This is a genomic window from Pseudomonas rhizosphaerae (assembly GCF_000761155.1).
Classification (GTDB): Bacteria; Pseudomonadota; Gammaproteobacteria; order Pseudomonadales; family Pseudomonadaceae; genus Aquipseudomonas; species Aquipseudomonas rhizosphaerae.
The window spans coordinates 2,810,766-2,829,873 of sequence record NZ_CP009533.1 but is presented as its reverse complement, the minus strand read 5'-3'; the positions used below and the strand labels follow the sequence as shown (position 1 = coordinate 2,829,873).

General features: G+C 59.7%; 17 protein-coding genes and 1 tRNA gene. 12 read left to right on the top strand and 6 right to left on the bottom strand.

The window, feature by feature from the left end; all coding sequences use genetic code 11:
• The first annotated feature begins 3 nt into the window (after positions 1-3).
• The 5 genes from lpdA (at position 4) to brnQ (ending at position 7,394) form a co-directional block, all read left to right on the top strand.
• Positions 4-1,437 carry a dihydrolipoyl dehydrogenase gene (gene lpdA, locus LT40_RS12570; RefSeq protein WP_043190628.1) on the top strand — a complete coding sequence of 478 codons (1,434 nt, stop codon included), beginning with the start codon at positions 4-6 and terminating at the stop codon, positions 1,435-1,437.
• A 178-nt stretch (positions 1,438-1,615) separates the two neighbouring features.
• The gene (gene sucC, locus LT40_RS12565) at positions 1,616-2,782 is read left to right on the top strand and encodes an ADP-forming succinate--CoA ligase subunit beta (protein WP_043190625.1); all 1,167 of its coding nucleotides are present in this window, start codon (positions 1,616-1,618) and stop codon (positions 2,780-2,782) included.
• Positions 2,782-3,663 carry a succinate--CoA ligase subunit alpha gene (sucD, locus tag LT40_RS12560; protein ID WP_043190621.1) on the top strand — a complete coding sequence of 294 codons (882 nt, stop codon included), beginning with the start codon at positions 2,782-2,784 and terminating at the stop codon, positions 3,661-3,663. Before sucC ends, sucD begins: the two co-directional genes overlap by 1 nt.
• Positions 3,664-4,154: 491 nt before the next feature.
• Entirely contained in the window at positions 4,155-5,807 is a 1,653-nt protein-coding gene (mqo, locus tag LT40_RS12555; protein WP_043190618.1) for a malate dehydrogenase (quinone), read from the top strand.
• A gap of 273 nt (positions 5,808-6,080) precedes the next feature.
• Positions 6,081-7,394 carry a branched-chain amino acid transport system II carrier protein gene (gene brnQ / locus LT40_RS12550; RefSeq protein ID WP_043190615.1) on the top strand — a complete coding sequence of 438 codons (1,314 nt, stop codon included), beginning with the start codon at positions 6,081-6,083 and terminating at the stop codon, positions 7,392-7,394.
• 61 nt (positions 7,395-7,455) lie between these two features.
• Here the strand turns inward: brnQ and LT40_RS12545 are convergent, their stop codons facing one another.
• The 3 genes from LT40_RS12545 to LT40_RS12535 all read right to left on the bottom strand — a co-directional run bounded on the left by LT40_RS12545 (position 7,456) and on the right by LT40_RS12535 (position 8,588).
• Positions 7,456-7,782: an Arc family DNA-binding protein gene (locus tag LT40_RS12545; protein WP_043190613.1), complete on the bottom strand. Its 327-nt coding sequence runs from the start codon at positions 7,780-7,782 to the stop codon at positions 7,456-7,458.
• Between the two features lie 382 nt (positions 7,783-8,164).
• Positions 8,165-8,350, bottom strand: a complete 186-nt coding sequence (locus LT40_RS12540) for a PA3371 family protein (protein WP_043190610.1) — start codon at positions 8,348-8,350, stop codon at positions 8,165-8,167.
• A gap of 10 nt (positions 8,351-8,360) precedes the next feature.
• A complete protein-coding gene (locus LT40_RS12535) occupies positions 8,361-8,588 on the bottom strand; it encodes a hypothetical protein (protein WP_043190607.1) in 228 nt (75 codons plus the stop codon).
• Between the two features lie 314 nt (positions 8,589-8,902).
• Here LT40_RS12535 and LT40_RS12530 point away from each other — a divergent pair.
• Positions 8,903-8,979 (top strand) — tRNA-Arg (locus LT40_RS12530).
• A 57-nt stretch (positions 8,980-9,036) separates the two neighbouring features.
• On the opposite strand, the gene LT40_RS12525 is transcribed toward LT40_RS12530, so the two are convergent.
• Complete coding sequence (locus tag LT40_RS12525) at positions 9,037-10,185, bottom strand: MFS transporter (protein WP_084139889.1); 1,149 nt, start codon at positions 10,183-10,185, stop codon at positions 9,037-9,039.
• A gap of 227 nt (positions 10,186-10,412) precedes the next feature.
• On the opposite strand from LT40_RS12525, the gene LT40_RS12520 reads away from it, so the two are divergent.
• The 4 genes from LT40_RS12520 to LT40_RS12505 all read left to right on the top strand — a co-directional run bounded on the left by LT40_RS12520 (position 10,413) and on the right by LT40_RS12505 (position 15,522).
• The gene (locus tag LT40_RS12520) at positions 10,413-11,330 is read left to right on the top strand and encodes an AraC family transcriptional regulator (RefSeq protein WP_043190600.1); all 918 of its coding nucleotides are present in this window, start codon (positions 10,413-10,415) and stop codon (positions 11,328-11,330) included.
• A 393-nt stretch (positions 11,331-11,723) separates the two neighbouring features.
• Positions 11,724-12,299: a (2Fe-2S)-binding protein gene (locus LT40_RS12515; protein WP_237749329.1), complete on the top strand. Its 576-nt coding sequence runs from the start codon at positions 11,724-11,726 to the stop codon at positions 12,297-12,299.
• Positions 12,299-13,294, top strand: coding sequence for an FAD binding domain-containing protein (locus tag LT40_RS12510; protein ID WP_043190596.1), 996 nt, complete (start codon positions 12,299-12,301; stop codon positions 13,292-13,294). Before LT40_RS12515 ends, LT40_RS12510 begins: the two co-directional genes overlap by 1 nt.
• The gene (locus tag LT40_RS12505; protein WP_043190592.1) at positions 13,291-15,522 is read left to right on the top strand and encodes a xanthine dehydrogenase family protein molybdopterin-binding subunit; all 2,232 of its coding nucleotides are present in this window, start codon (positions 13,291-13,293) and stop codon (positions 15,520-15,522) included. The genes LT40_RS12510 and LT40_RS12505 overlap by 4 nt, the downstream gene beginning before the upstream one ends.
• 55 nt (positions 15,523-15,577) lie before the next feature.
• Here LT40_RS12505 and LT40_RS12500 read toward each other — a convergent pair whose 3' ends face one another.
• Both LT40_RS12500 and LT40_RS12495 read right to left on the bottom strand, forming a co-directional pair.
• Positions 15,578-15,904, bottom strand: coding sequence for a hypothetical protein (locus tag LT40_RS12500; protein WP_043190590.1), 327 nt, complete (start codon positions 15,902-15,904; stop codon positions 15,578-15,580).
• Positions 15,905-15,992: 88 nt separating this feature from the next.
• On the bottom strand, positions 15,993-16,361 hold the full coding sequence (locus LT40_RS12495; protein ID WP_043190587.1) for a histone-like nucleoid-structuring protein, MvaT/MvaU family: 369 nt from the start codon (positions 16,359-16,361) through the stop codon (positions 15,993-15,995).
• 262 nt (positions 16,362-16,623) lie between these two features.
• On the opposite strand from LT40_RS12495, the gene LT40_RS12490 reads away from it, so the two are divergent.
• Together LT40_RS12490 and poxB are read left to right on the top strand one after the other, a co-directional pair.
• Positions 16,624-17,034: a DUF3597 domain-containing protein gene (locus tag LT40_RS12490; protein ID WP_043190582.1), complete on the top strand. Its 411-nt coding sequence runs from the start codon at positions 16,624-16,626 to the stop codon at positions 17,032-17,034.
• A gap of 222 nt (positions 17,035-17,256) precedes the next feature.
• On the top strand, positions 17,257-18,975 hold the full coding sequence (gene poxB, locus LT40_RS12485; protein ID WP_043190579.1) for a ubiquinone-dependent pyruvate dehydrogenase: 1,719 nt from the start codon (positions 17,257-17,259) through the stop codon (positions 18,973-18,975).
• Positions 18,976-19,108 lie beyond the last annotated feature (133 nt).

Below are 19,108 nucleotides of genomic sequence, written 5' to 3'. Positions count from 1 at the left end.
TTTATGACTCAGAAATTCGACGTGGTAGTGATTGGCGCAGGCCCCGGTGGCTACGTCGCTGCCATCAAGGCCGCACAACTGGGCCTCAAGACTGCCTGCATCGAGAAGTATCAAGACGGCGAGGGCAAGCTGGCCCTCGGCGGTACCTGCCTGAACGTAGGTTGCATCCCTTCCAAGGCCCTGCTGGACAGCTCGTGGAAATTCCATGAAGCGCAGGACGGCTTTGCCATCCACGGCATCAACCACGCCGGCGTGACCATGGACGTTCCGGCGATGATTGGTCGCAAGGCCAACATCGTCAAGAACCTCACCGGCGGCGTTGCCGGCCTGTTCAAGTCCAATGGCGTGACCGTGCTGCAAGGCCATGGCAAGCTGCTGGCTGGCAAGAAGGTCGAAGTCACCGGCCCCAACGGCGTCGAAATCGTCGAGGCCGACAACGTCATCCTGGCCTCCGGCTCGCGTCCGATCGATATTCCACCGGCGCCCGTCGACCAGAAGATCATCGTCGACTCCACCGGCGCGCTGGAATTCCAGCAGGTGCCCAAGCGTCTCGGCGTTATCGGTGCCGGCGTGATCGGTCTGGAACTGGGTTCGGTGTGGTCGCGCCTGGGCGCTGAAGTCACCGTGCTCGAAGCGCTGGACACCTTTCTCATGGCTGCCGACACCGCGGTGTCCAAGGAAGCCCTGAAGACCCTGACCAAGCAAGGTCTGGACATCAAGCTCGGCGCTCGCGTGACCGGCTCCGAAGTTCAGGGCGAAGAAGTCCTTGTCAAGTACACCGACGCCAATGGCGAGCAGACCATCACCTTCGACAAGCTGATCGTTGCCGTCGGTCGTCGCCCAGTGACCACCGACCTGCTGGCTTCGGACAGCGGCGTGGACATCGACGAGCGCGGCTTCATCTATGTCGATGACTACTGCGCCACCAGCGTTCCGGGCGTCTACGCCATCGGCGACGTGGTGCGTGGCCTGATGCTGGCGCACAAGGCGTCCGAGGAAGGCATCATGGTCGTCGAGCGCATCAAGGGCCACAAGGCCGTGATGAACTACGACCTGATCCCTTCTGTCATCTACACCCATCCGGAGATCGCGTGGGTTGGCAAGACCGAGCAGGCGCTGAAGGCCGAAGGCATTGAAGTCAATGTCGGCAGCTTCCCGTTCGCAGCCAGTGGTCGTGCCATGGCAGCCAACGACACCGGTGGTTTCGTCAAGGTCATCGCCGATGCCAAGACCGACCGCGTGCTGGGCGTCCACGTGATCGGCCCGAGCGCTGCAGAATTGGTTCAGCAGGGCGCTATCGCCATGGAATTCGGCACCAGCGCCGAAGACCTGGGCATGATGGTGTTCTCGCATCCGACCCTGTCGGAAGCCCTGCACGAAGCGGCCCTGGCCGTGAATGGCGGCGCCATCCACATCGCCAACCGCAAGAAGCGTTAAACAATAAGAAACCACGGTGGCCTGCCCGTCGCATGCCCTGCCAGCAGGGTCTGCCGCGGAACGTCCACCGGACTCACCTTGCCGGTCAACCGGCAAGTAGCAGTCACAGGTGGCGCGGCACTTCAATCACGAAGCGCAGCGCCGAAAAACGCAGTACCTAACGAAGACGGTAATAAGCATGAATCTTCACGAGTATCAGGGTAAGCAGCTGTTCGCTGAATACGGCCTGCCAGTATCCAAAGGTTACGCGGTAGACACTCCCGAAGAAGCCGCAGAAGCCTGCGACAAGATCGGCGGCACCGAGTGGGTCGTCAAGGCCCAGGTCCACGCAGGTGGCCGCGGCAAGGCCGGCGGTGTGAAACTGGTTCGCAGCAAGGAAGACGCCAAGGCTTTCGCTCAGCAGTGGCTGGGCAAGCGTCTGGTGACCTACCAGACTGACGCAAACGGTCAGCCGGTCACCAAGATCCTGGTCGAGTCCTGCACCGATATCGCCAAAGAGCTGTATCTGGGCGCCGTAGTGGACCGTTCCAGCCGTCGCATCGTGTTCATGGCTTCCACCGAAGGTGGCGTGGACATCGAGAAGATCGCTCACGACACTCCCGAGAAGATCCTCAAGTCGACCATCGATCCATTGGTCGGCGCACAGCCGTTCCAGGGCCGCGAGCTGGCATTCCAGCTGGGTCTGGAAGGCAAGCAGGTTGCTCAGTTCGCCAAGATCTTCGTTGGCCTGGCCAAGCTGTTCCAGGACCACGACCTGGCCCTGCTGGAAGTCAACCCGTTGGTCATCAAGGCTGATGGCGATCTGCATTGCCTCGATGCCAAGATCAACATCGACGCCAACGCCATGTACCGTCAGCCTAAACTGAAGGGCTTCCACGATCCTTCGCAGGATGACCCGCGTGAAGCGCACGCTGCCAAGTTCGAACTGAACTACGTGGCCCTGGAAGGCAACATCGGTTGCATGGTCAACGGTGCTGGCCTGGCCATGGGTACCATGGACATCGTCAACCTGCATGGCGGCAAGCCAGCCAACTTCCTCGACGTAGGCGGTGGTGCTACCAAGGAACGTGTGACCGAAGCGTTCAAGATCATTCTGTCCGACACCAATGTCGCGGCCGTACTGGTCAACATCTTCGGTGGCATCGTTCGTTGCGACATGATTGCCGAAGGCATCATTGGCGCCGTGAAAGAAGTCGGCGTGAAAATCCCGGTGGTTGTGCGCCTTGAAGGCAACAACGCTGAACTGGGCGCTAAAGTACTGGCGGAAAGCGGTCTGAACATCATCGCAGCCACCAGCCTGACCGACGCTGCTCAACAAGTTGTCAAAGCTGCGGAGGGCAAGTAATGAGCGTCCTGATCAATAAAGACACCAAAGTCATCTGCCAGGGCTTCACTGGCTCGCAGGGCACGTTCCACTCCGAACAGGCCATCGCCTACGGCACCAAGATGGTTGGCGGCGTGACCCCAGGCAAGGGTGGCACTACCCACCTGAACCTGCCTGTGTTCAACACCGTGAAAGAAGCCGTAGAAACCACCGGCGCTACCGCCTCGGTCATCTACGTACCGGCTCCTTTCTGCAAGGATTCCATCCTTGAAGCGGCGCTGGGCGGTATCAAGCTGATCGTCTGCATCACCGAAGGCATCCCGACCATCGACATGCTCGAAGCCAAGGTCAAGTGCGACGAGCTGGGTGTCATCCTGATCGGCCCTAACTGCCCAGGCGTGATCACTCCGGGCGAGTGCAAGATCGGCATCATGCCAGGCCACATCCACTTGCCAGGCAAGGTCGGTATCGTGTCGCGTTCCGGCACCCTGACCTATGAAGCCGTGAAGCAGACCACCGACGCCGGTTTCGGCCAGTCGACCTGCGTCGGCATCGGCGGTGACCCGATCCCAGGCTCGAACTTCATCGATATCCTGAAGCTGTTCCAGGAAGACCCACAAACCGAAGCGATCGTCATGATCGGCGAGATCGGTGGTTCTGCCGAAGAAGAGGCCGCTGCCTACATCAAGGCACACGTGACCAAGCCGGTTGTTTCCTACATCGCAGGTGTGACTGCTCCTCCGGGCAAGCGCATGGGCCATGCTGGCGCAATCATCTCGGGCGGCAAGGGTACTGCAGACGAGAAGTTCGCTGCCCTGCAGGACGCTGGTGTAAAAACCGTGCGTTCGCTGGCCGACATCGGCAAGGCCTTGGCCGAGCTGACTGGCTGGGCGGTCAAGTAAGCTTCGCTTACCTGCACGCGTAGTCGCAAAAGCCACCTTCGGGTGGCTTTTGTGTTTCTGGAAGAACAGTTCTCGGCGGCAACGGCTCGAAGCGATTGTTGCAAGGGCAGTACAGTCTTTCTGCGACTTTGGGATGGTTGCGCTAGCGAGCCTCATGTACTATGTCGACCCGCCAGATTGTCGCAGCTCGCTGAAACGGTTAACCGTATCGTTGAAGTGTTGCTGGCATCTGCGTCAAGTTAGTGGAATCTTGCAGATCGTTGCTTTGGCAATTGCAGGGTTCAGCGTCGCTCAAGTAGCTGAAAACAATATTCAACAACAAGAAGTCAGCGCAGGAGAGACATGAAAGTGAGGCCGAGCACTGTCGTACGGCCTTGTATGTCTGCCCGTCAGTCCCTCTGAATGCCCGTGTACGCTGCACTTGCTACTGCATGTTGGCAGTTCGGAGTCGCGACTACGGATGGATGACGTTCTATCCTAGGAATTTCTGTATGTTGAAGAAAGCGAACACAGCGCTGCTGGGTCTGGCTCTGTCCATTGGGATGGTGTCGGCACAAGCGGCCGAAGCGAAGAAAGTCGACGTCCTGCTGATTGGCGGCGGTGTCATGAGCGCCACGCTGGGCGTGCTGCTCAACGAGCTCGAGCCGAGCTGGTCGATGGAAATGGTCGAGCGCCTGGACGCTGTCGCCGAAGAAAGCTCCAATGGATGGAACAACGCAGGTACCGGTCACTCCGCCCTGGCCGAGTTGAACTACACCCCGGAAGACAAGGACGGCAAGGTCCAGATCGCCAAGGCGATCGAGATCAACGAAGCGTTCCAGATTTCCCGTCAGTTCTGGGCCCACCAGGTCACGGCCGGTGTGTTGAAGAACCCGCGCACGTTCATCAATTCCACGCCGCACATGAGCTTCGTCTGGGGCGACAACAACATCGAGTTCCTGAAGAAGCGCTATGAAGCGCTGAAGGCGAGCCCGCTGTTCGCCGGCATGCAGTTCTCCCAGGACCACGAGCAGATCAAGAAGTGGGTACCGTTGATGATGGAGGGTCGCGACCCCAATCAGAAGCTGGCCGTCACCTGGAGCCCGCTGGGTACCGACATGAACTTCGGCGAGATCACTCGTCAATATGTCGGCCACTTGAAAGGCCAGAAGGGCTTCGATCTGAAGCTGTCCAGCGAAGTTGAAGACATCACGCGCAATGCCGATGGTTCGTGGCGCGTGAGCTACAAGAATTTGAAAGACGGCACCAAGACCGAAACCGATGCCAAATTCGTGTTCATCGGCGCGGGTGGTGCGGCGCTGCACTTGCTGCAGGATTCGGGTATTCCTGAAGCCAAGGAATACGGCGGCTTCCCGGTGGGTGGCTCGTTCCTGGTGACCGAGAATCCAACCGTGGCCATGCAGCATATGGCCAAGGCGTACGGCATTGCGTCGACCGGCGCGCCGCCCATGTCGGTTCCGCACCTGGACACCCGTGTTCTGGACGGCAAGCGCGTGGTCCTGTTTGGCCCATTCGCCACCTTCTCGACCAAATTCCTGAAGAACGGTTCGTACCTGGATCTGCTGACCAGCACCAACCTGCACAACGTATGGCCAATGACCAAGGTCGGTATCGAGCAGTACCCGCTGATCGAATATCTGGCCGGTCAGGTCATGCTGTCGGATGACGATCGCTACGAAGCGCTGAAGCAGTACTTCCCCAACGCCAAGAAAGAAGACTGGCGCCTGTGGCAGGCTGGCCAACGTGTGCAGATCATCAAGCGTGACGCAGACAAGGGCGGCGTGTTGAAGCTGGGTACTGAAATCGTCGTCTCCAAGGACAACAGCATTGCCGGTTTGCTGGGCGCATCGCCAGGCGCATCGACGGCTGCACCGATCATGATCAACGTGCTGGAAAAGGCGTTCAAGGACAAGGTCGCGACGCCCGAGTGGCAAGCCAAGCTGCGTCAGATCGTGCCTAGCTACGGTACTGCGTTGAACGGCTCGCCGGAAGCTGTGCAGAAAGAGTGGAACTACACTGCCAAGATCCTGCAGTTGGCCGTTGCTCCTCCCGTGATCGACCAGGCCGCTGCCGCTGCCAACCCGATCGAGGGCCAGGCTGCTCCGAAGGCTGAAAGCAATCCAGCGGCCGATATGGCGCTGTAAGCCCGGGCCCCGGCCCTGGGGCATCTGGCTATAGCTGTACCGTTTCCGCTGAGCCTTGCACTGATGCGACACTCAGGTGCACTCAGCGGACACTTCGCACTGCAACAGTGCGAGGGGCGCTGGATTTCATATACTCTACGCGCCATTTTGCCAGGCTCGCCCACAAGGCCAATGCTTGCGCATCCAGTCCAGCCTCATCCGGTTGGCCGTGTTTCCCTCAATCCATGAGGAAAACCTCTCTCAATTCCCATCTATTGACGTGGTTTCCTTCCAATGAAAGTGCTTAAAGGCCAGGATATTCTGGCACTTGGTTTCATGACGTTCGCCTTGTTCGTAGGCGCGGGCAATATCATCTTTCCACCCTTCGTTGGCCTGCAAGCAGGGCCGAACGTATGGATGGCGGCGTTGGGTTTTCTGGTGACGGCGGTCGGCCTGCCAGTGATCACAGTGGTAGCGCTGGCACGGGTTGGCGGTTCGATGGATGCGCTGAGCAGCCCGATCGGCAAAGTGGCGGGTGGTCTGCTTGCTGCTGTGTGCTACTTGGCCGTGGGGCCGTTGTTCGCTACGCCGCGCACGGCTACCGTTTCGTTCGCCGTAGGCATGGCACCGCTGACTGGCGAAACGCCGCTCGCGCTGTTCCTCTACAGTGCGGTGTACTTCCTGCTAGTGTTTTTCGTTTCGCTGTACCCAGGTCGCCTGCTCGATACGGTAGGGCGGTTTCTGGCGCCGCTGAAAATCATTGCGCTGGCCGTGTTGGGTATTGCCGCGTTTGCCTTGCCAGTAGGTCCAAGCGGCGATGCGGTTCCCGAGTACGTTGCCGCGCCGTTCTCCCTGGGGTTCATCAATGGTTACCTGACCATGGATACGCTGGGCGCGCTGGTGTTCGGCATCGTCATCGTCAATGCCATCCGTTCCAGAGGTGTGGAGTCGCCCAAGCTGATCACGCGTTATGCGATTATCGCGGGCTTGATCGCAGGCGTAGGTCTGGCTCTGGTATATGTCAGCCTGTTCCGGCTGGGCTCGGGCAGCCATGCGGTTGCGGCAGGTGCTACCAACGGCGCGGCGGTTCTGCATGCCTACGTTCAGCACACCTTCGGCAGCCTGGGCAGTGGTTTTCTCGCCGTGCTGATATCGCTGGCGTGCCTGGTGACCGCGGTGGGCCTGACCTGCGCCTGTGCGGAATATTTCAGCCGAGTGCTGCCATTGTCCTATAGGACACTGGTACTGTTGTTGGCATTATTCTCGTTGCTGGTCTCCAACCTGGGCTTGACCAAGCTGATCGCATTTTCCATTCCGGTGCTGACGGCCATCTACCCGCCGTGCATCGTATTGGTAGCCTTGAGCTTCTGCGCAGGGCTTTGGCATTCGCAGTCGCGCATCCTGGGACCCGTAATGTTCGTCTCGTTGTTGTTCGGCCTTATCGATGCGATCAAGGGCGCGGGTTTCGCGCACTGGTTGCCGACGTCCTTGCTCGACCTTCCGCTGAGCGAGCAAGGTCTGGCCTGGCTGGTACCATCGGTGGCGATGCTGTTGGTGGCCGTGGTGATCGATCGCATGCTGGGGGCTCGCGCTCACGCAGCGGCTTGAGCCGTACCACACCCACAAAAAAGCCAGCTCTAGAGCTGGCTTTTTTGCGCGGCGGTGTTGTTCATGACGCTTCGGCTGCGGCCTCGACGTCATGGGCAATCAGGGACACCAGCGCATTCTGCTGTCGGTGAGACAACTGACGGAAACGCTGCAGCAACTCGCGCTCATGCAACGACAGTTCCGGGCTGTCCATCTTCATGCTCAACTCTTCACCCAAGGCACCTTCCTGGATCAGGCTCTGTTCCAGGCGTGCGATGATCTCGGAGTTCATGCTTCGGTGATGGTTACGAGCCACCTCAGCAATCTGCTCACGCATCCCGTCGGGAAGACGTACTACAAATTTGTCAGCCGTGCGGCTGGAGTAAACAGCCTGTTTGAGTGGGCGCATAGTGATGACCGATAAGTTCAGGGGGAGCGGTTCTCGAAGTAGGCCGCAGGATGTCGGTTAGGACACGCCGATCGGCAAATTGTTCCAGCCTGCCGATGCCGCGCTATGATGCCCTAGTTGCGACATAGTCTTGACGCCAAATCTGTGACAAATAATGATCCGAATCGTGGCATTTGGCCAGTCCCCAGTAGTCTGTATTCTACAAGACTGATACCCATTTGCGATAACCCGATTCGAAAAGGTCATGGATTTCTTCAAGAGGTGCTCTGACTTGTCTTGTGCACACCGCGCACAGCACGTGCGAGCTACCCTTGGGCTAGCATAGTGACATTTGGGCCATTTGCTAGCATTGATTTCTACCGTGGATTAATTGATCGAAAAATCAGCGCAACAGCGGATCGAATTTGATCCTGCGTCCTTTGATCAGCGCCAGCAGGAACGCAATGCTGCTGACACCGCCTGCGATTTGCAGCGCGATGCCTGTGCCAGATGCGCTTTGCCCGATCATGAACGTACTGGCCCAGCACGCTAGGGCTATCAGCATGAATGCCAGGGCATATCTCGACATCTGCAACTCCTCAAAAAATGTAACGTTCGGTTCGCTGGGGCGTAGCGTTTTCGTTGACCTCTTGCGCAGCCAGCACTGGCTCATGAGCATTGGCTGAAGCTACGCGAGCGACGGGCGACGGCACGAACCGAGCTGTATCGATGTGAACAAGTGCAGGATCGTCGACTTGAGTGTGGAACTGAAAACCAATGAAGATGACCAATACCACAGCGTTGAGCATCACGAGGACGGTGTTCATTGGAGAAATCCTCATTGGCAGGGCTGCGCAGTTGGCTGATCGGAACGTTGTTCAGCCTTGGTTATAGCAGAGCGCGTGCCAAGTTGTGATTCTCTTCAAAACCCTTTGTTTTCAGTCACATAAAAAAGATGTAAGGCAATTTGATATTGCATTCTGCACTTCTTGCATTCTTTTCCCATTGCAAAATGCCCGACGTTGCGCGTCGGGCTATTGCTGTGTTTCGCGCGGAGAAAACCTTGGGCCGGGCATGACAAATCGACTTTGGCTGGGTAACATGCAGGCCGTTCGTCGTGCCGCCTGGCAAGGCGCTGTGTGTCTCAGTAGCTCAATTGGATAGAGCATCCCCCTCCTAAGGGGAAGGTTGCAGGTTCGAACCCCGCCTGGGACACCATTATTGCATTTCACGGCTATCTGGATGCACTGTCCGGAGCCTGCCAAACCGGCGCGCTTATTTCGTGGCCGATATTTGGAGCGCCGATGCACGAATAGCCACTCGCCCCGCCAGAGCGGCGAGAATCGCGGCCAGCCCGAGCAATCCGGCGCTTGACTCGAAGGTCGCCTGATAGCCTTTGGTGTCGAAAACCAGCCCTCCGACGATGGCGCCAGAGGCGATGGCGAACTGGATGATCGCAACCATCAGGCCACCGCCGGCATCGGCGTCGTTCGGCAGTGTCCTTGCGAGCCAGGTCCACCAGCCCACTGGTGCGGCCGTCGCCACCAGTCCCCAAAAACCCAGCAGTACAGCGGTCACCGTCGTTGAGCTGCCGAAGGCAACCAGCGCCAGGGCCACCGCTGACATCAGCAGGGGAATGACGATCAGCGTGCGGTGCAGCCCATGCTTCAGGAAGGCTTCGATCAGGAATGTTCCGGCCAACCCGGCCAGGCCCAGCACCAGGAGCATCAATGAGAGAGTGGAAACGCTGACGTGCGTGACCGTTTCCAGAAACGGACGCAGGTAGGTGAACAGCATGAACTGGCCCATGAAAAACACGCTGATCGCGAGCATGCCCAAGGCGACGGGTGCAGTTTTCAGCAAGATGAACACATTGCTGCCGTTCGATCCGCCTTGCGGTTTCATGGAGGGAAGGCTTGCCAGCAGCCATGCGCAGGCCATGACCGCAATGGGGAGCAGCGACAGGAACGCGCCGCGCCAGCCGATCAGGGCCCCAAGAAAGCTGCCCAAAGGGGCTGCGACTACGGTTGCCAGCGCGTTGCCACCGTTGACGATGGCCATGGCCCGAGTGATCTGCTCTTCAGGCACCAGGCGCATGGCAGTGGCTGCCGACAAGGACCAGAATCCGCCAATCGCGACGCCGATCACGCCCCGGCCAATCATGAACACCCAATAGTTGGGGGCGAACGCCACCACTGCGCCGGAGACGATCATCAGCACGGTGAGGGCAACCAGCAGTGGTCTGCGGTCCACCCGTGCGGCGACCGATGCGATCAAGAGGCTGGTGAACAGGGCAAACAGCCCCGATACGGAAATGCCCTGACCCGCCTGGCCCTCGGTGATGTGCAGGTCCGAGGCGATGGGGGTGAGCAGGCTGACGGGCATGAATTCCGAAGCTACCAGTACGAAGGCAGCCAGCGACATGGCGAATACCGCGCCCCAGGATTGAGGGGGCTCGGTGACAGGTGTCAAAGACCTTTCCATCCGATGTTGCCTCTCCAATGAGTGTTGGGATGTGCATTCTCCTGTGCTCATGAGACGGTCTGTAGCGCATTTCACTGGATTACTTGCCTGATTCGATGAGTGTTCAGGGCGGGGCAGGACGGACAGTCGAGGGCGGGTTAAAGTCGCTGCAGGAGCCCGAGGTGCATATGACCCACACAGTCGACACAGTTTTCCAGCCGGCATCGGCGCCAGAAAGGCTGGCCCGCATGATCGCTTCACGCATCGCCAGCCCAGGTGATTACCCCACGGACATTGCCGGCCTCGGGCTTTTCAGGCGTGATCATCCCGCACCGCCGGTGACCTGCATGGTGGAGCCGAGCATCATCCTGGTGGCGCAGGGCGAGAAGCGTCTGTGGGTGGGCGGCGAGGGTTACGAATACAGTACGTCGAGGTTCTTGATCACGTCTCTGGATCTGCCGGCCAACTCCGAAGTGCTCGTCGCAAGCCCCGACAAGCCGTGCCTGGGGCTGACGTTGAGGCTCGATGTGCGCATGCTCGCCGAGCTGATCGCGCTGAGCGATCTGCCTGCGGCCCGCGATCGGACCCGGGTCAGGGGCGTGGGTATCGGGTCGGTGACCGTGCAGATGCTCGGTTCGCTGGAGCGTTTGCTGGCGTTGCTCGATGAACCCGAATCCACTGCGGTACTCGCACCGTTGATACAACGCGAAATCCACTACCGCCTGCTGCAGAGCGATCAAACCGGAAGGCTCAGGCAGATCACTTCGGTGGATGGGCAGGGGTATCGAATCGGCAAGGCCATCGATTGGTTGAAACTCAACTATACCTCGCCGCTGCGTGTCGACGACCTGGCGGCAAGGGTCCAGATGAGCACCCCGACCTTTCACCATCATTTCCGGCAACTTACCTTGATGAGTCCGTTGCAGTATCAAAAATGGCTGCGACTCAACGAAGCCAAGCGTTTGATGCTCAATGAACATCAGGATGTATCAAGCGCGGCGTTCAAGGTCGGCTATGAGAGTCCATCACAGTTCAGTCGTGAATACCGACGTCTGTTCGGCGCGCCGCCCAAGCGTGACATCGCTGTCCTGCGTGGCGAGGGCTAGCCCGGCGCTGCGCGAGTATCGCTGCTTCCTTTCATTGGAATAGGCAAGAACGCGCTTCGATTGGGCAAGGGCCTTGTTGTGGCCGAATGCATACTGAAGGTCTTTGTGCTGATTGCGTTCGCAGGCCTGTGACAGGCGTGGTCCCCTCGGCAGTGCGTGACGTGCGACACGCTTTGAAACCAAAGCGCAGACCGACCTGACGTACGACATCAACCAATGGTGCCCTGCAGATGTCTGCACTAGGCACAGCAAGACCGTGATTCGTGACATAAAAAAATAGATGAGGACCGCTACATGACCGATCCGACCGAAAAGACTTCCTCAGATCCTGAAGGCGCAAGCGAGCTGTTCAAGGAGCTGACCACGCCGTCGCGCCGCAATTTTCTGCGGACCATGGGCATATCGGGCATGGCGGCTGCGACCGCGCCGGTCTGGGCCCAGGCCGCGCAACTGGCGCCCATCGACGACAGCGAGAAGCCGCTGGCCAAGGGCGAGCAGCGGATCACGCTCAAGGTCAATGGTCAGCCGCATACGCTCAATGTGCCCGGCAACGCCGTGCTGCTCGACGTGTTGCGCGACCGTCTGAAACTGACCGGCACCAAGAAGGGCTGTGACCATGGCCAGTGCGGCGCTTGCACTTTGCACATCAATGGTCAGCCGGTGAACAGCTGCCTGTCCCTGGCAGCCATGCACCAGGGTGATGAAATCACCACCATCGAAGGGCTGGAGCGCAACGGTCAACTGCATCCCATCCAGGAAGCCTTCTGGGCTCATGACGCGTTCCAGTGTGGTTACTGCACCTCGGGCCAGATGATGACTGCCGCGGCGATCATCAAGGACCCGAACATCGGTGCCGACGACGCCAGCGTGCGCGAGGCCATGAGCGGCAACATCTGCCGGTGTGGCGCGTACAAGAACATCCTCGCCGCTGTGCAGGATGCCCGTGGCAAAGTACAGGGAGCCAGCTGATGAGAGCTTTGGAATATACGCGCGCAACCAGCCCCGAGCAGGCCGTTGCCACCCATGCCCGCAATGAAGCCACGGCGTTTCTAGCCGGTGGTACGACCCTGCTGGACCTGGTCAAGATCGACATCATGCAGCCCGATCGGGTCATCGATGTGCACGCCTTGGCGCTGGATCAGGTCGAGACCTTGAGTGATGGCCGGACCCGCATTGGCGCCATGGTCACCAATACCGGGTTGGCCAACCACCCGCGCATCAAGAGTGATTATGCGGTGTTGTCCCAGGCGCTTCTGTCCGGGGCGACCACGCAGTTGCGCAACAAGGCCACTACGGCCGGCAATGTCATGCAGCGAGTGCGTTGCAACTATTTCCGCGATGGCGTTTCTGCCTGCAACAAGCGTACGCCCGGATCAGGCTGCGCTGCCATTGGCGGACACAACCGCAGCGTGCACGCCGTGCTGGGCACCAGCGACCAGTGCATTGCCACCCATCCCTCGGACATGTGCGTGGCCATGGCGGCCATCGGCGCGAGCGTCCAGGTGCAGGGCCCCAACGGCAAGCGCGACATCGACTTCCAGGATTTTCATCTGCTGCCTGGGGCGACGCCTTGGAAAGAACACGCCTTGCAACCTGATGAGTTGATCACCCACGTGACGTTGAACGCGCCTCTGCCCGGCGGCAAGTCCGCCTACCTGAAGCTGCGTGACCGTGCCTCCTACCAGTTCGCCCTGGCTTCCAGTGCGGTCATTCTGGTGATGGACGGCCAGGTCATCCGTGAGGCGCGCATTGCGCTGGGCGGCGTCGGCACCAAGCCGTGGCGAGCCCTCGAGGCGGAGCGTGCGCTACGTGGCGCAGCCGCGACTCCAGAGAACTTTGCCAAGGCCGCAGCCATCGCCCTGCAAGGCGCCAAACCGTATGCGCACAATGCCTACAAGATTCCCCTGGGGCAGCAGGCCATCGTGCGCAACCTCACCACACTGGGTACAGGAGCCATCGCATGAGCGAGTCAATCATGGGGGCATCCCCACGCCGCATCGACGGTCGCCTGAAGGTCACCGGCGCTGCGCACTATGCCGCCGACCATCAGCCCAAGAACATGGTGTTCGCCTATGGTGTCTACAGCACCGTAGCAAGCGGTTCGGTCAAATCCCTGGACATCGAGGCGGCGCGTCGTTCGCCTGGTGTACTGGAGATCCTGCACCACGGCAACTTTCCTCAGGCCTTCCATACCTCGCCCGTGCCGTTTTCATTGGCTGGCGTGCTGTCGGGATCGCGCACGGACGAAAAAAGGCTGCCTTTCGAAGACAACGTGGTGCGTTATGCCGGTCAGTTCGTTGCGCTGGTGGTGGCCGACACGTTCGAGCACGCCCGCGAGGCGGCCTACAAGGTCAAGGTCAGCTACAACGAGAGCGCTGCTGCGGCCAATCTGGAGCAGGGCCTCAAGCGCAAGGCGGCTGCCGATGGTGGGCAGGGTCACAAGCGTGGCGATCCGGCTGGCGCGTTCGACGGTGGTGCGCAGACGGTCGATGCCACCTATACGACGCCGGTGGAAACCCATAACCCGATGGAGATGCATGCCACCGTGGCCATGTGGGACAACGGCAAGTTGGTGGTGTACGAATCCACTCAATCGGTCGTGGTTCATCGTAATACGCTGGCGCAGATTTTCGGCTTGCCAACCGAGCGCGTCGAAGTCCGGGCGCCGTTCATTGGTTCGGGTTTCGGCGGCAAGCTGTGGATCTGGCCGCACTCGATCGCAGCCTGTGCCGCGGCCAAGGTCGTGGGTCGACCGGTGCAACTTGTAGTGCCCCGGGCGCAGATGTTCACTACGGTAGGGCATCGTCCGGAAACTCGGCAGCGCATGCGCCTGGCCGCCGATGGCAAGGGCAAGCTGGTCTCCTTGCGCCATGAGTCGCTCAACACCACCGGTATTGGCGACCAGTACGTCGAGAACTGCGGTGGCATGAGTGCCAGCCTGTATTCGTGCGCCAATGTCGAGGTCACCCACGGCACGGTGCAGGTCAACCGTGGCGCGCCAACGTCAATGCGGGCACCGGGTGCTGCACCTGGCCTGTTCGCGCTGGAATCCGCCATCGATGAGCTGGCCGATCGCTGCAAGATGGACCCACTCGCATTTCGCCAGTTGAATTGGGCCGAGCAGAACGAGCAAGAGAATCTGCCGTGGTCGGGCAATCACTTGCGTGAAGCGCTGGCTCAAGGCGCCGAGCGCTTTGGCTGGGCCAATCGCAAGCCCGGTGTCGGCAGCATGCGTGATGGTCATGAGATCATTGGCTACGGCATGGCGCAGTGCAACTGGGATGCCTTCCGTACGCCTTGTGAAGCACGCGTGACCTTGACCGCCGATGGCCGCGCCGTGGTGTATTGCGGTGCCCAGGATATCGGTACCGGCACCTACACGGTGATCGCCCAGTGCGTGAGCGATATCACCGGCCTGCCTCTGGAAAGGATCGTCGTGGAGCTGGGCAACTCGTCCTATCCACCGGCGCCGGTATCGGGCGGCTCGTGGATGACCGCCAGCGTCTTGCCCGCCGTGGCCGAGGCAACACGCGCCGCGCTCACGCAACTCAAGAGCTTTGCAGCGTCGGAGGAGGGCGGTCTGCCCAATGCCAAGGCGGAAGCGATCACGGTGAACAACGGCCGTTTGCAGGACGGCGCGACCAGCCTGGAATTTGCCGAAGTACTCAAGAAGCTGAAGATCGCCAGCGCCGAGGGCGAAGCCCACACGGGTATGGCGGACACCAAGAAGCACGCCTTCAGCTCGTTCGGGGCGCATTTCGTCGAGGTTCGCTGGGATCCGGGCATCTCTCGCCTGCGCGTCTCGCGGGTGGTCAGCGCCATCGACGTTGGCAAGATCATCAACGCGAAAACGGCACGCAATCAGGTGGAAGGGGCCATCGTCATGGCTATCGGCATGGCTTTGTTCGAGTCGACCGACTACGACGAGCGCAACGCCATGCCGGTGAACAACAACTATGCAGAGTATGTAGTGCCGGTGCATGCCGACCAGCCGGACATCGATGTGATCCTGCTCGATTACCCCGACTACAACCTCAACGAATACGGCGCGCGCGGCGTGGGCGAGATTGGTGTAACCGGGCTGGCGGCTGCAGTGGCCAACGCGGTTTACCATGCCACCGGCAAGCGTGTGCGTGACCTGCCGATCAGCCTTGAAAAGCTGATGGATGGGGTGCCTACCGTCAGCGTTTGATCGCAGGATGCCGCGTCGGGGTCCTCCCGGCGCGGTTGGGCGATGAAGGCCTGGATTACTTCAGCGACGCTTCATCCAGCCCCGCATACCAGTCCGCATAGTCGGTATTGCGCACCATGCGTCGGTTGACGTCGGCGCTGCCGTCGTTCCACCACACCTCTCCACGTTCGCCCAGAGCCTGCTTGGCTGCGTCGACCTGCGCGCGAGCTTGCTTGAGGGCTTCGGAATCTTCCACGCGCTTGGCTGACTTGACGGCTCGCCGGGCATCCATCAGGACGTTGACCCAGTGCTTGCGCACGTCTTCGGACAGTGCAGGATTGCTGCAGCGCCAGAGCCGACCTTTGACTACGAAATAGCGTCCATCGGGCGTGGTGGGGTACATCGGTGATCTTCGGGAAGGGAGTATCGAGGGGAGGGGTAAGGCGATCCGGCAAGCGGAACGAGTGTCGCCGCTTGCCGATCTGCAGGACTTAGCTCAACCAGCTTTCAACGGTGTCGGAACCGTATTCGGCTTTCCATTCTTTCAATGTCTTGTGGTTGCCGCCTTTGGTTTCGACAACTTCACCCGAATGGGGGTTTTTGTAGGTCTTCAACGAGCGCGGCTTGCGAGTGGCTTTCTCGGGTGCCGCAGGGGCCTTGACTGTTTTGCCGCCGCTCTGCGGGTCGAGAATGGAAACGATGTCCTTGAGGCTTTTATTGTACTCGCCCAGCAGCGCGCGCAACTTGGTCTCGAATTCGATTTCCTGTTCCAGGCCCTTGTCGCCTTTCATGGCTTCGAGTGCAGCAAGTTGTTCGGCCAGATGACGCTCGAGTTGACGGTATTCAGCAAGTTTGGACATTGGTATCCCCAGGCATGGATCGTAAGTGGATCGTGGATAAGAAAGGTAAAGGTATCGAGGTACGATTCTGGCTCAGTATGCGCATTGACGCCACAACTAAATAACGTGCGTTAACACTTTAAGCAACATTGTCAGCGACATTATGGGAAGGGGTGAAGCAGGAATCTGGCCGATCCGATAAAACTTTTCAGCGCCCGGGCAGGTCAGGTCCTAAGTAGGCTGTCGAATCCACGGCAGCAGCCAAGAAATCTGGAGATACGAAATGAGCTTTTTTAGCAGCATCCTCGAGAAACTGGGTATCGGCAAGCACGCTGTTCCGGACGCAGACGCTTCTACCACTACTCCTGTCGCTCCTGCGCCTGGTGCATCGCCAACGACCACCGTCACCAATCAGCCCTCGGCTGCACCGATTACCCAGGTGGATGTGGCTCAGAAGCTCGACGCCTTGGCGGCCAGTCATGGGGAGACGCTCAACTGGCGCACTTCGATCGTCGATCTGCTTAAACTGCTGGGCCTGGACAGCAGCCTGACTTCGCGCAAGGAACTTGCCGAAGAACTGCATTACACCGGTTCGACCGATGACTCTGCCGCCATGAACACCTGGTTGCATTCGGCCGTGTTGAAGAAACTGGCCGAAAACGGCGGCACAGTGCCGGCTGAATTGCTGAACTGATAGTTCGTTCAGCTTCCGGCACTGCTTATAAGAAGGCCCGACATCGTCGGGCTTTTTTTTGCCTTGTGATACCCGGCGGGTGCCTGACGGTCGCAGCGCTTAAAACGCGTTCGCTGAAGAAGGCCTCTGCCGATTCTATAATTTTTGTTAATAAATCGGGTGGAACACCGCTGGCCTGGTGCGACTCAGACCCTTGAACTTATATTTCCAACGGAGCGCCGAATGCCAACTGCAGCCGATTTCATGGTCAATACACTCAAGCAAGCCGGCGTCCAACGCGTCTATGGCGTAGTGGGCGATTCCTTGAATGGTCTTACCGATTCCATGCGTCGGCTGGGCGGGCTGGATTGGATACACATGCGCAACGAAGAAGCCGGGGCATTCGCTGCCGGTGGCGAGGCTCATCTGACCGGTGAACTGGCGGTGTGCGCGGGCAGTTGCGGACCGGGCAACCTGCACTTGATCAACGGGCTGTTCGACTGCCATCGCAGCGGCGTGCCGGTGCTGGCGATTGCCGCGCACATTCCCAGCAGCGAAATCGGCATCGACTATTTTCAGGCGACCCACCCGGAGTCACTGTTCAAGGATTGCAGCCATTACGTGGAGCTGGTCTCGCGGCCCGAACAGTTGCCGCAGATTCTAGAGCGCGCCATGCGGGTTGCCATCAGTCGTCGCGGTGTCGCGGTGGTGGTCATTCCAGGCGACGTCGCCCTGAGTTCGCTCGATGCCCCGGTCAGCCAGTGGTTCGCGCCACAGCCACCGGTTGTGGTGCCCGAACCGGCGCAGCTGGACGAGCTCGCCCAGTTTCTCAACGCTGGCAAGCGTGTCACGCTGCTGTGCGGTGCCGGCTGTGCCGGTGCCCACAGTGAAGTGGTGGCCCTGGCCAAGCAGCTCAAGGCGCCGATCGTGCATGCCCTGCGCGGCAAGGAACATCTGGAGTACGACAACCCCTACGATGTGGGCATGACCGGTCTGATCGGCTTCGCATCCGGCTTCAATGCCATGAAAGAATGCGACACGCTATTGATGCTGGGCACCAATTTCCCTTATCGACAGTTCTTTCCCGAACACTCACGCATTGCCCAGATTGACTTGCAACCTGAAGCCTTGGGCAACCGCTGCCCGCTGGCCATCGGCTTGATCGGTGATATCAAGCACACCGTGCAGCAGCTGCTGCCACGCCTCGAAGAGCGCACCGACACCATGCACTTGAACAAGGCGCTGGCGGACTACGACAGTGCGCGCAAGGGCCTCGACGACCTCGCCGAGAGTGGTCCGAACAGCACGATCATCCACCCGCAATACGTCAGCCGACTGGTCAGCGAGCTGGCGGCCGACGATGCGGTCTTCACTTGTGACGTGGGCACGCCCACTGCCTGGGCCGCCCGCTACCTGAAGATGAACGGCAAGCGTCGTCTGATCGGCTCGTTCAACCACGGTTCGATGGCCAACGCCATGTTGCAGGCCATCGGTGCGCAGGCTGCGTACCCTGAGCGCCAGGTTGTCTCGATGTCCGGTGACGGTGGTTTCAGCATGATGATGGGTGACTTTCTGACGCTGAGCCAGGCCAACCTGCCGGTGAAGGTGATCGTGCTCAACAACGGCACCCTGGGCTTCGTCGAGATGGAGATGAAAGCCAGTGGCTTGGTGGACGTTGGCTGCGAGCTGAAGAATCCGAACTTTGCCACCTTCGCGCAAAGCATGGGCGTGAAGGGTATTCGTGTGGAGAAACCGCAGGATCTAAAGGCCGCTTTGATTGAGGCGTTCGCGCACGATGGGCCGGTACTGGTGGATGTGGTCAGCGAGCGTCAGGAGCTGATCATGCCGCCGGAAATCACCGCCGCCAACGTCAAGGGTTTCGGCCTGTTCATGATGCGCGCGGTGCTGGACGGCCGGGCCAAGGAACTGGTCAACCTGGCCAAGCACAATCTTCTGCGTTGAATCCAGGTGCTGCAAACCGGTGCGCACCAGATGATGCCGCACTGGTTTGAAGCTCGTAGCGGGTTGGGCTTGCAGCACAAGCGGGCGGCGCCCTAGCTGTTGACGGTTCTTGATCAATTGGTCAGCTTTTTGC

Excerpts from the sequence above, each read along its gene's own strand:
- poxB (WP_043190579.1), top strand. The coding sequence starts at position 17,257 with ATGCCAACTGCAGCCGATTTCATGGTCAATACACTCAAGCAAGCCGGC.
- LT40_RS12495 (WP_043190587.1), bottom strand. The coding sequence starts at position 16,361 with ATGTCCAAACTTGCTGAATACCGTCAACTCGAGCGTCATCTGGCCGAA.
- sucC (WP_043190625.1), top strand. The coding sequence starts at position 1,616 with ATGAATCTTCACGAGTATCAGGGTAAGCAGCTGTTCGCTGAATACGGC.
- LT40_RS12505 (WP_043190592.1), top strand. The coding sequence starts at position 13,291 with ATGAGCGAGTCAATCATGGGGGCATCCCCACGCCGCATCGACGGTCGC.
- LT40_RS12515 (WP_237749329.1), top strand. The coding sequence starts at position 11,724 with ATGGGCATATCGGGCATGGCGGCTGCGACCGCGCCGGTCTGGGCCCAG.
- mqo (WP_043190618.1), top strand. The coding sequence starts at position 4,155 with ATGTTGAAGAAAGCGAACACAGCGCTGCTGGGTCTGGCTCTGTCCATT.
- LT40_RS12540 (WP_043190610.1), bottom strand. The coding sequence starts at position 8,350 with ATGTCGAGATATGCCCTGGCATTCATGCTGATAGCCCTAGCGTGCTGG.
- LT40_RS12520 (WP_043190600.1), top strand. The coding sequence starts at position 10,413 with ATGACCCACACAGTCGACACAGTTTTCCAGCCGGCATCGGCGCCAGAA.
- sucD (WP_043190621.1), top strand. The coding sequence starts at position 2,782 with ATGAGCGTCCTGATCAATAAAGACACCAAAGTCATCTGCCAGGGCTTC.
- LT40_RS12500 (WP_043190590.1), bottom strand. The coding sequence starts at position 15,904 with ATGTACCCCACCACGCCCGATGGACGCTATTTCGTAGTCAAAGGTCGG.
- LT40_RS12490 (WP_043190582.1), top strand. The coding sequence starts at position 16,624 with ATGAGCTTTTTTAGCAGCATCCTCGAGAAACTGGGTATCGGCAAGCAC.
- LT40_RS12535 (WP_043190607.1), bottom strand. The coding sequence starts at position 8,588 with ATGAACACCGTCCTCGTGATGCTCAACGCTGTGGTATTGGTCATCTTC.
- LT40_RS12510 (WP_043190596.1), top strand. The coding sequence starts at position 12,299 with ATGAGAGCTTTGGAATATACGCGCGCAACCAGCCCCGAGCAGGCCGTT.
- brnQ (WP_043190615.1), top strand. The coding sequence starts at position 6,081 with ATGAAAGTGCTTAAAGGCCAGGATATTCTGGCACTTGGTTTCATGACG.
- lpdA (WP_043190628.1), top strand. The coding sequence starts at position 4 with ATGACTCAGAAATTCGACGTGGTAGTGATTGGCGCAGGCCCCGGTGGC.
- LT40_RS12545 (WP_043190613.1), bottom strand. The coding sequence starts at position 7,782 with ATGCGCCCACTCAAACAGGCTGTTTACTCCAGCCGCACGGCTGACAAA.
- LT40_RS12525 (WP_084139889.1), bottom strand. The coding sequence starts at position 10,185 with ATGTCGCTGGCTGCCTTCGTACTGGTAGCTTCGGAATTCATGCCCGTC.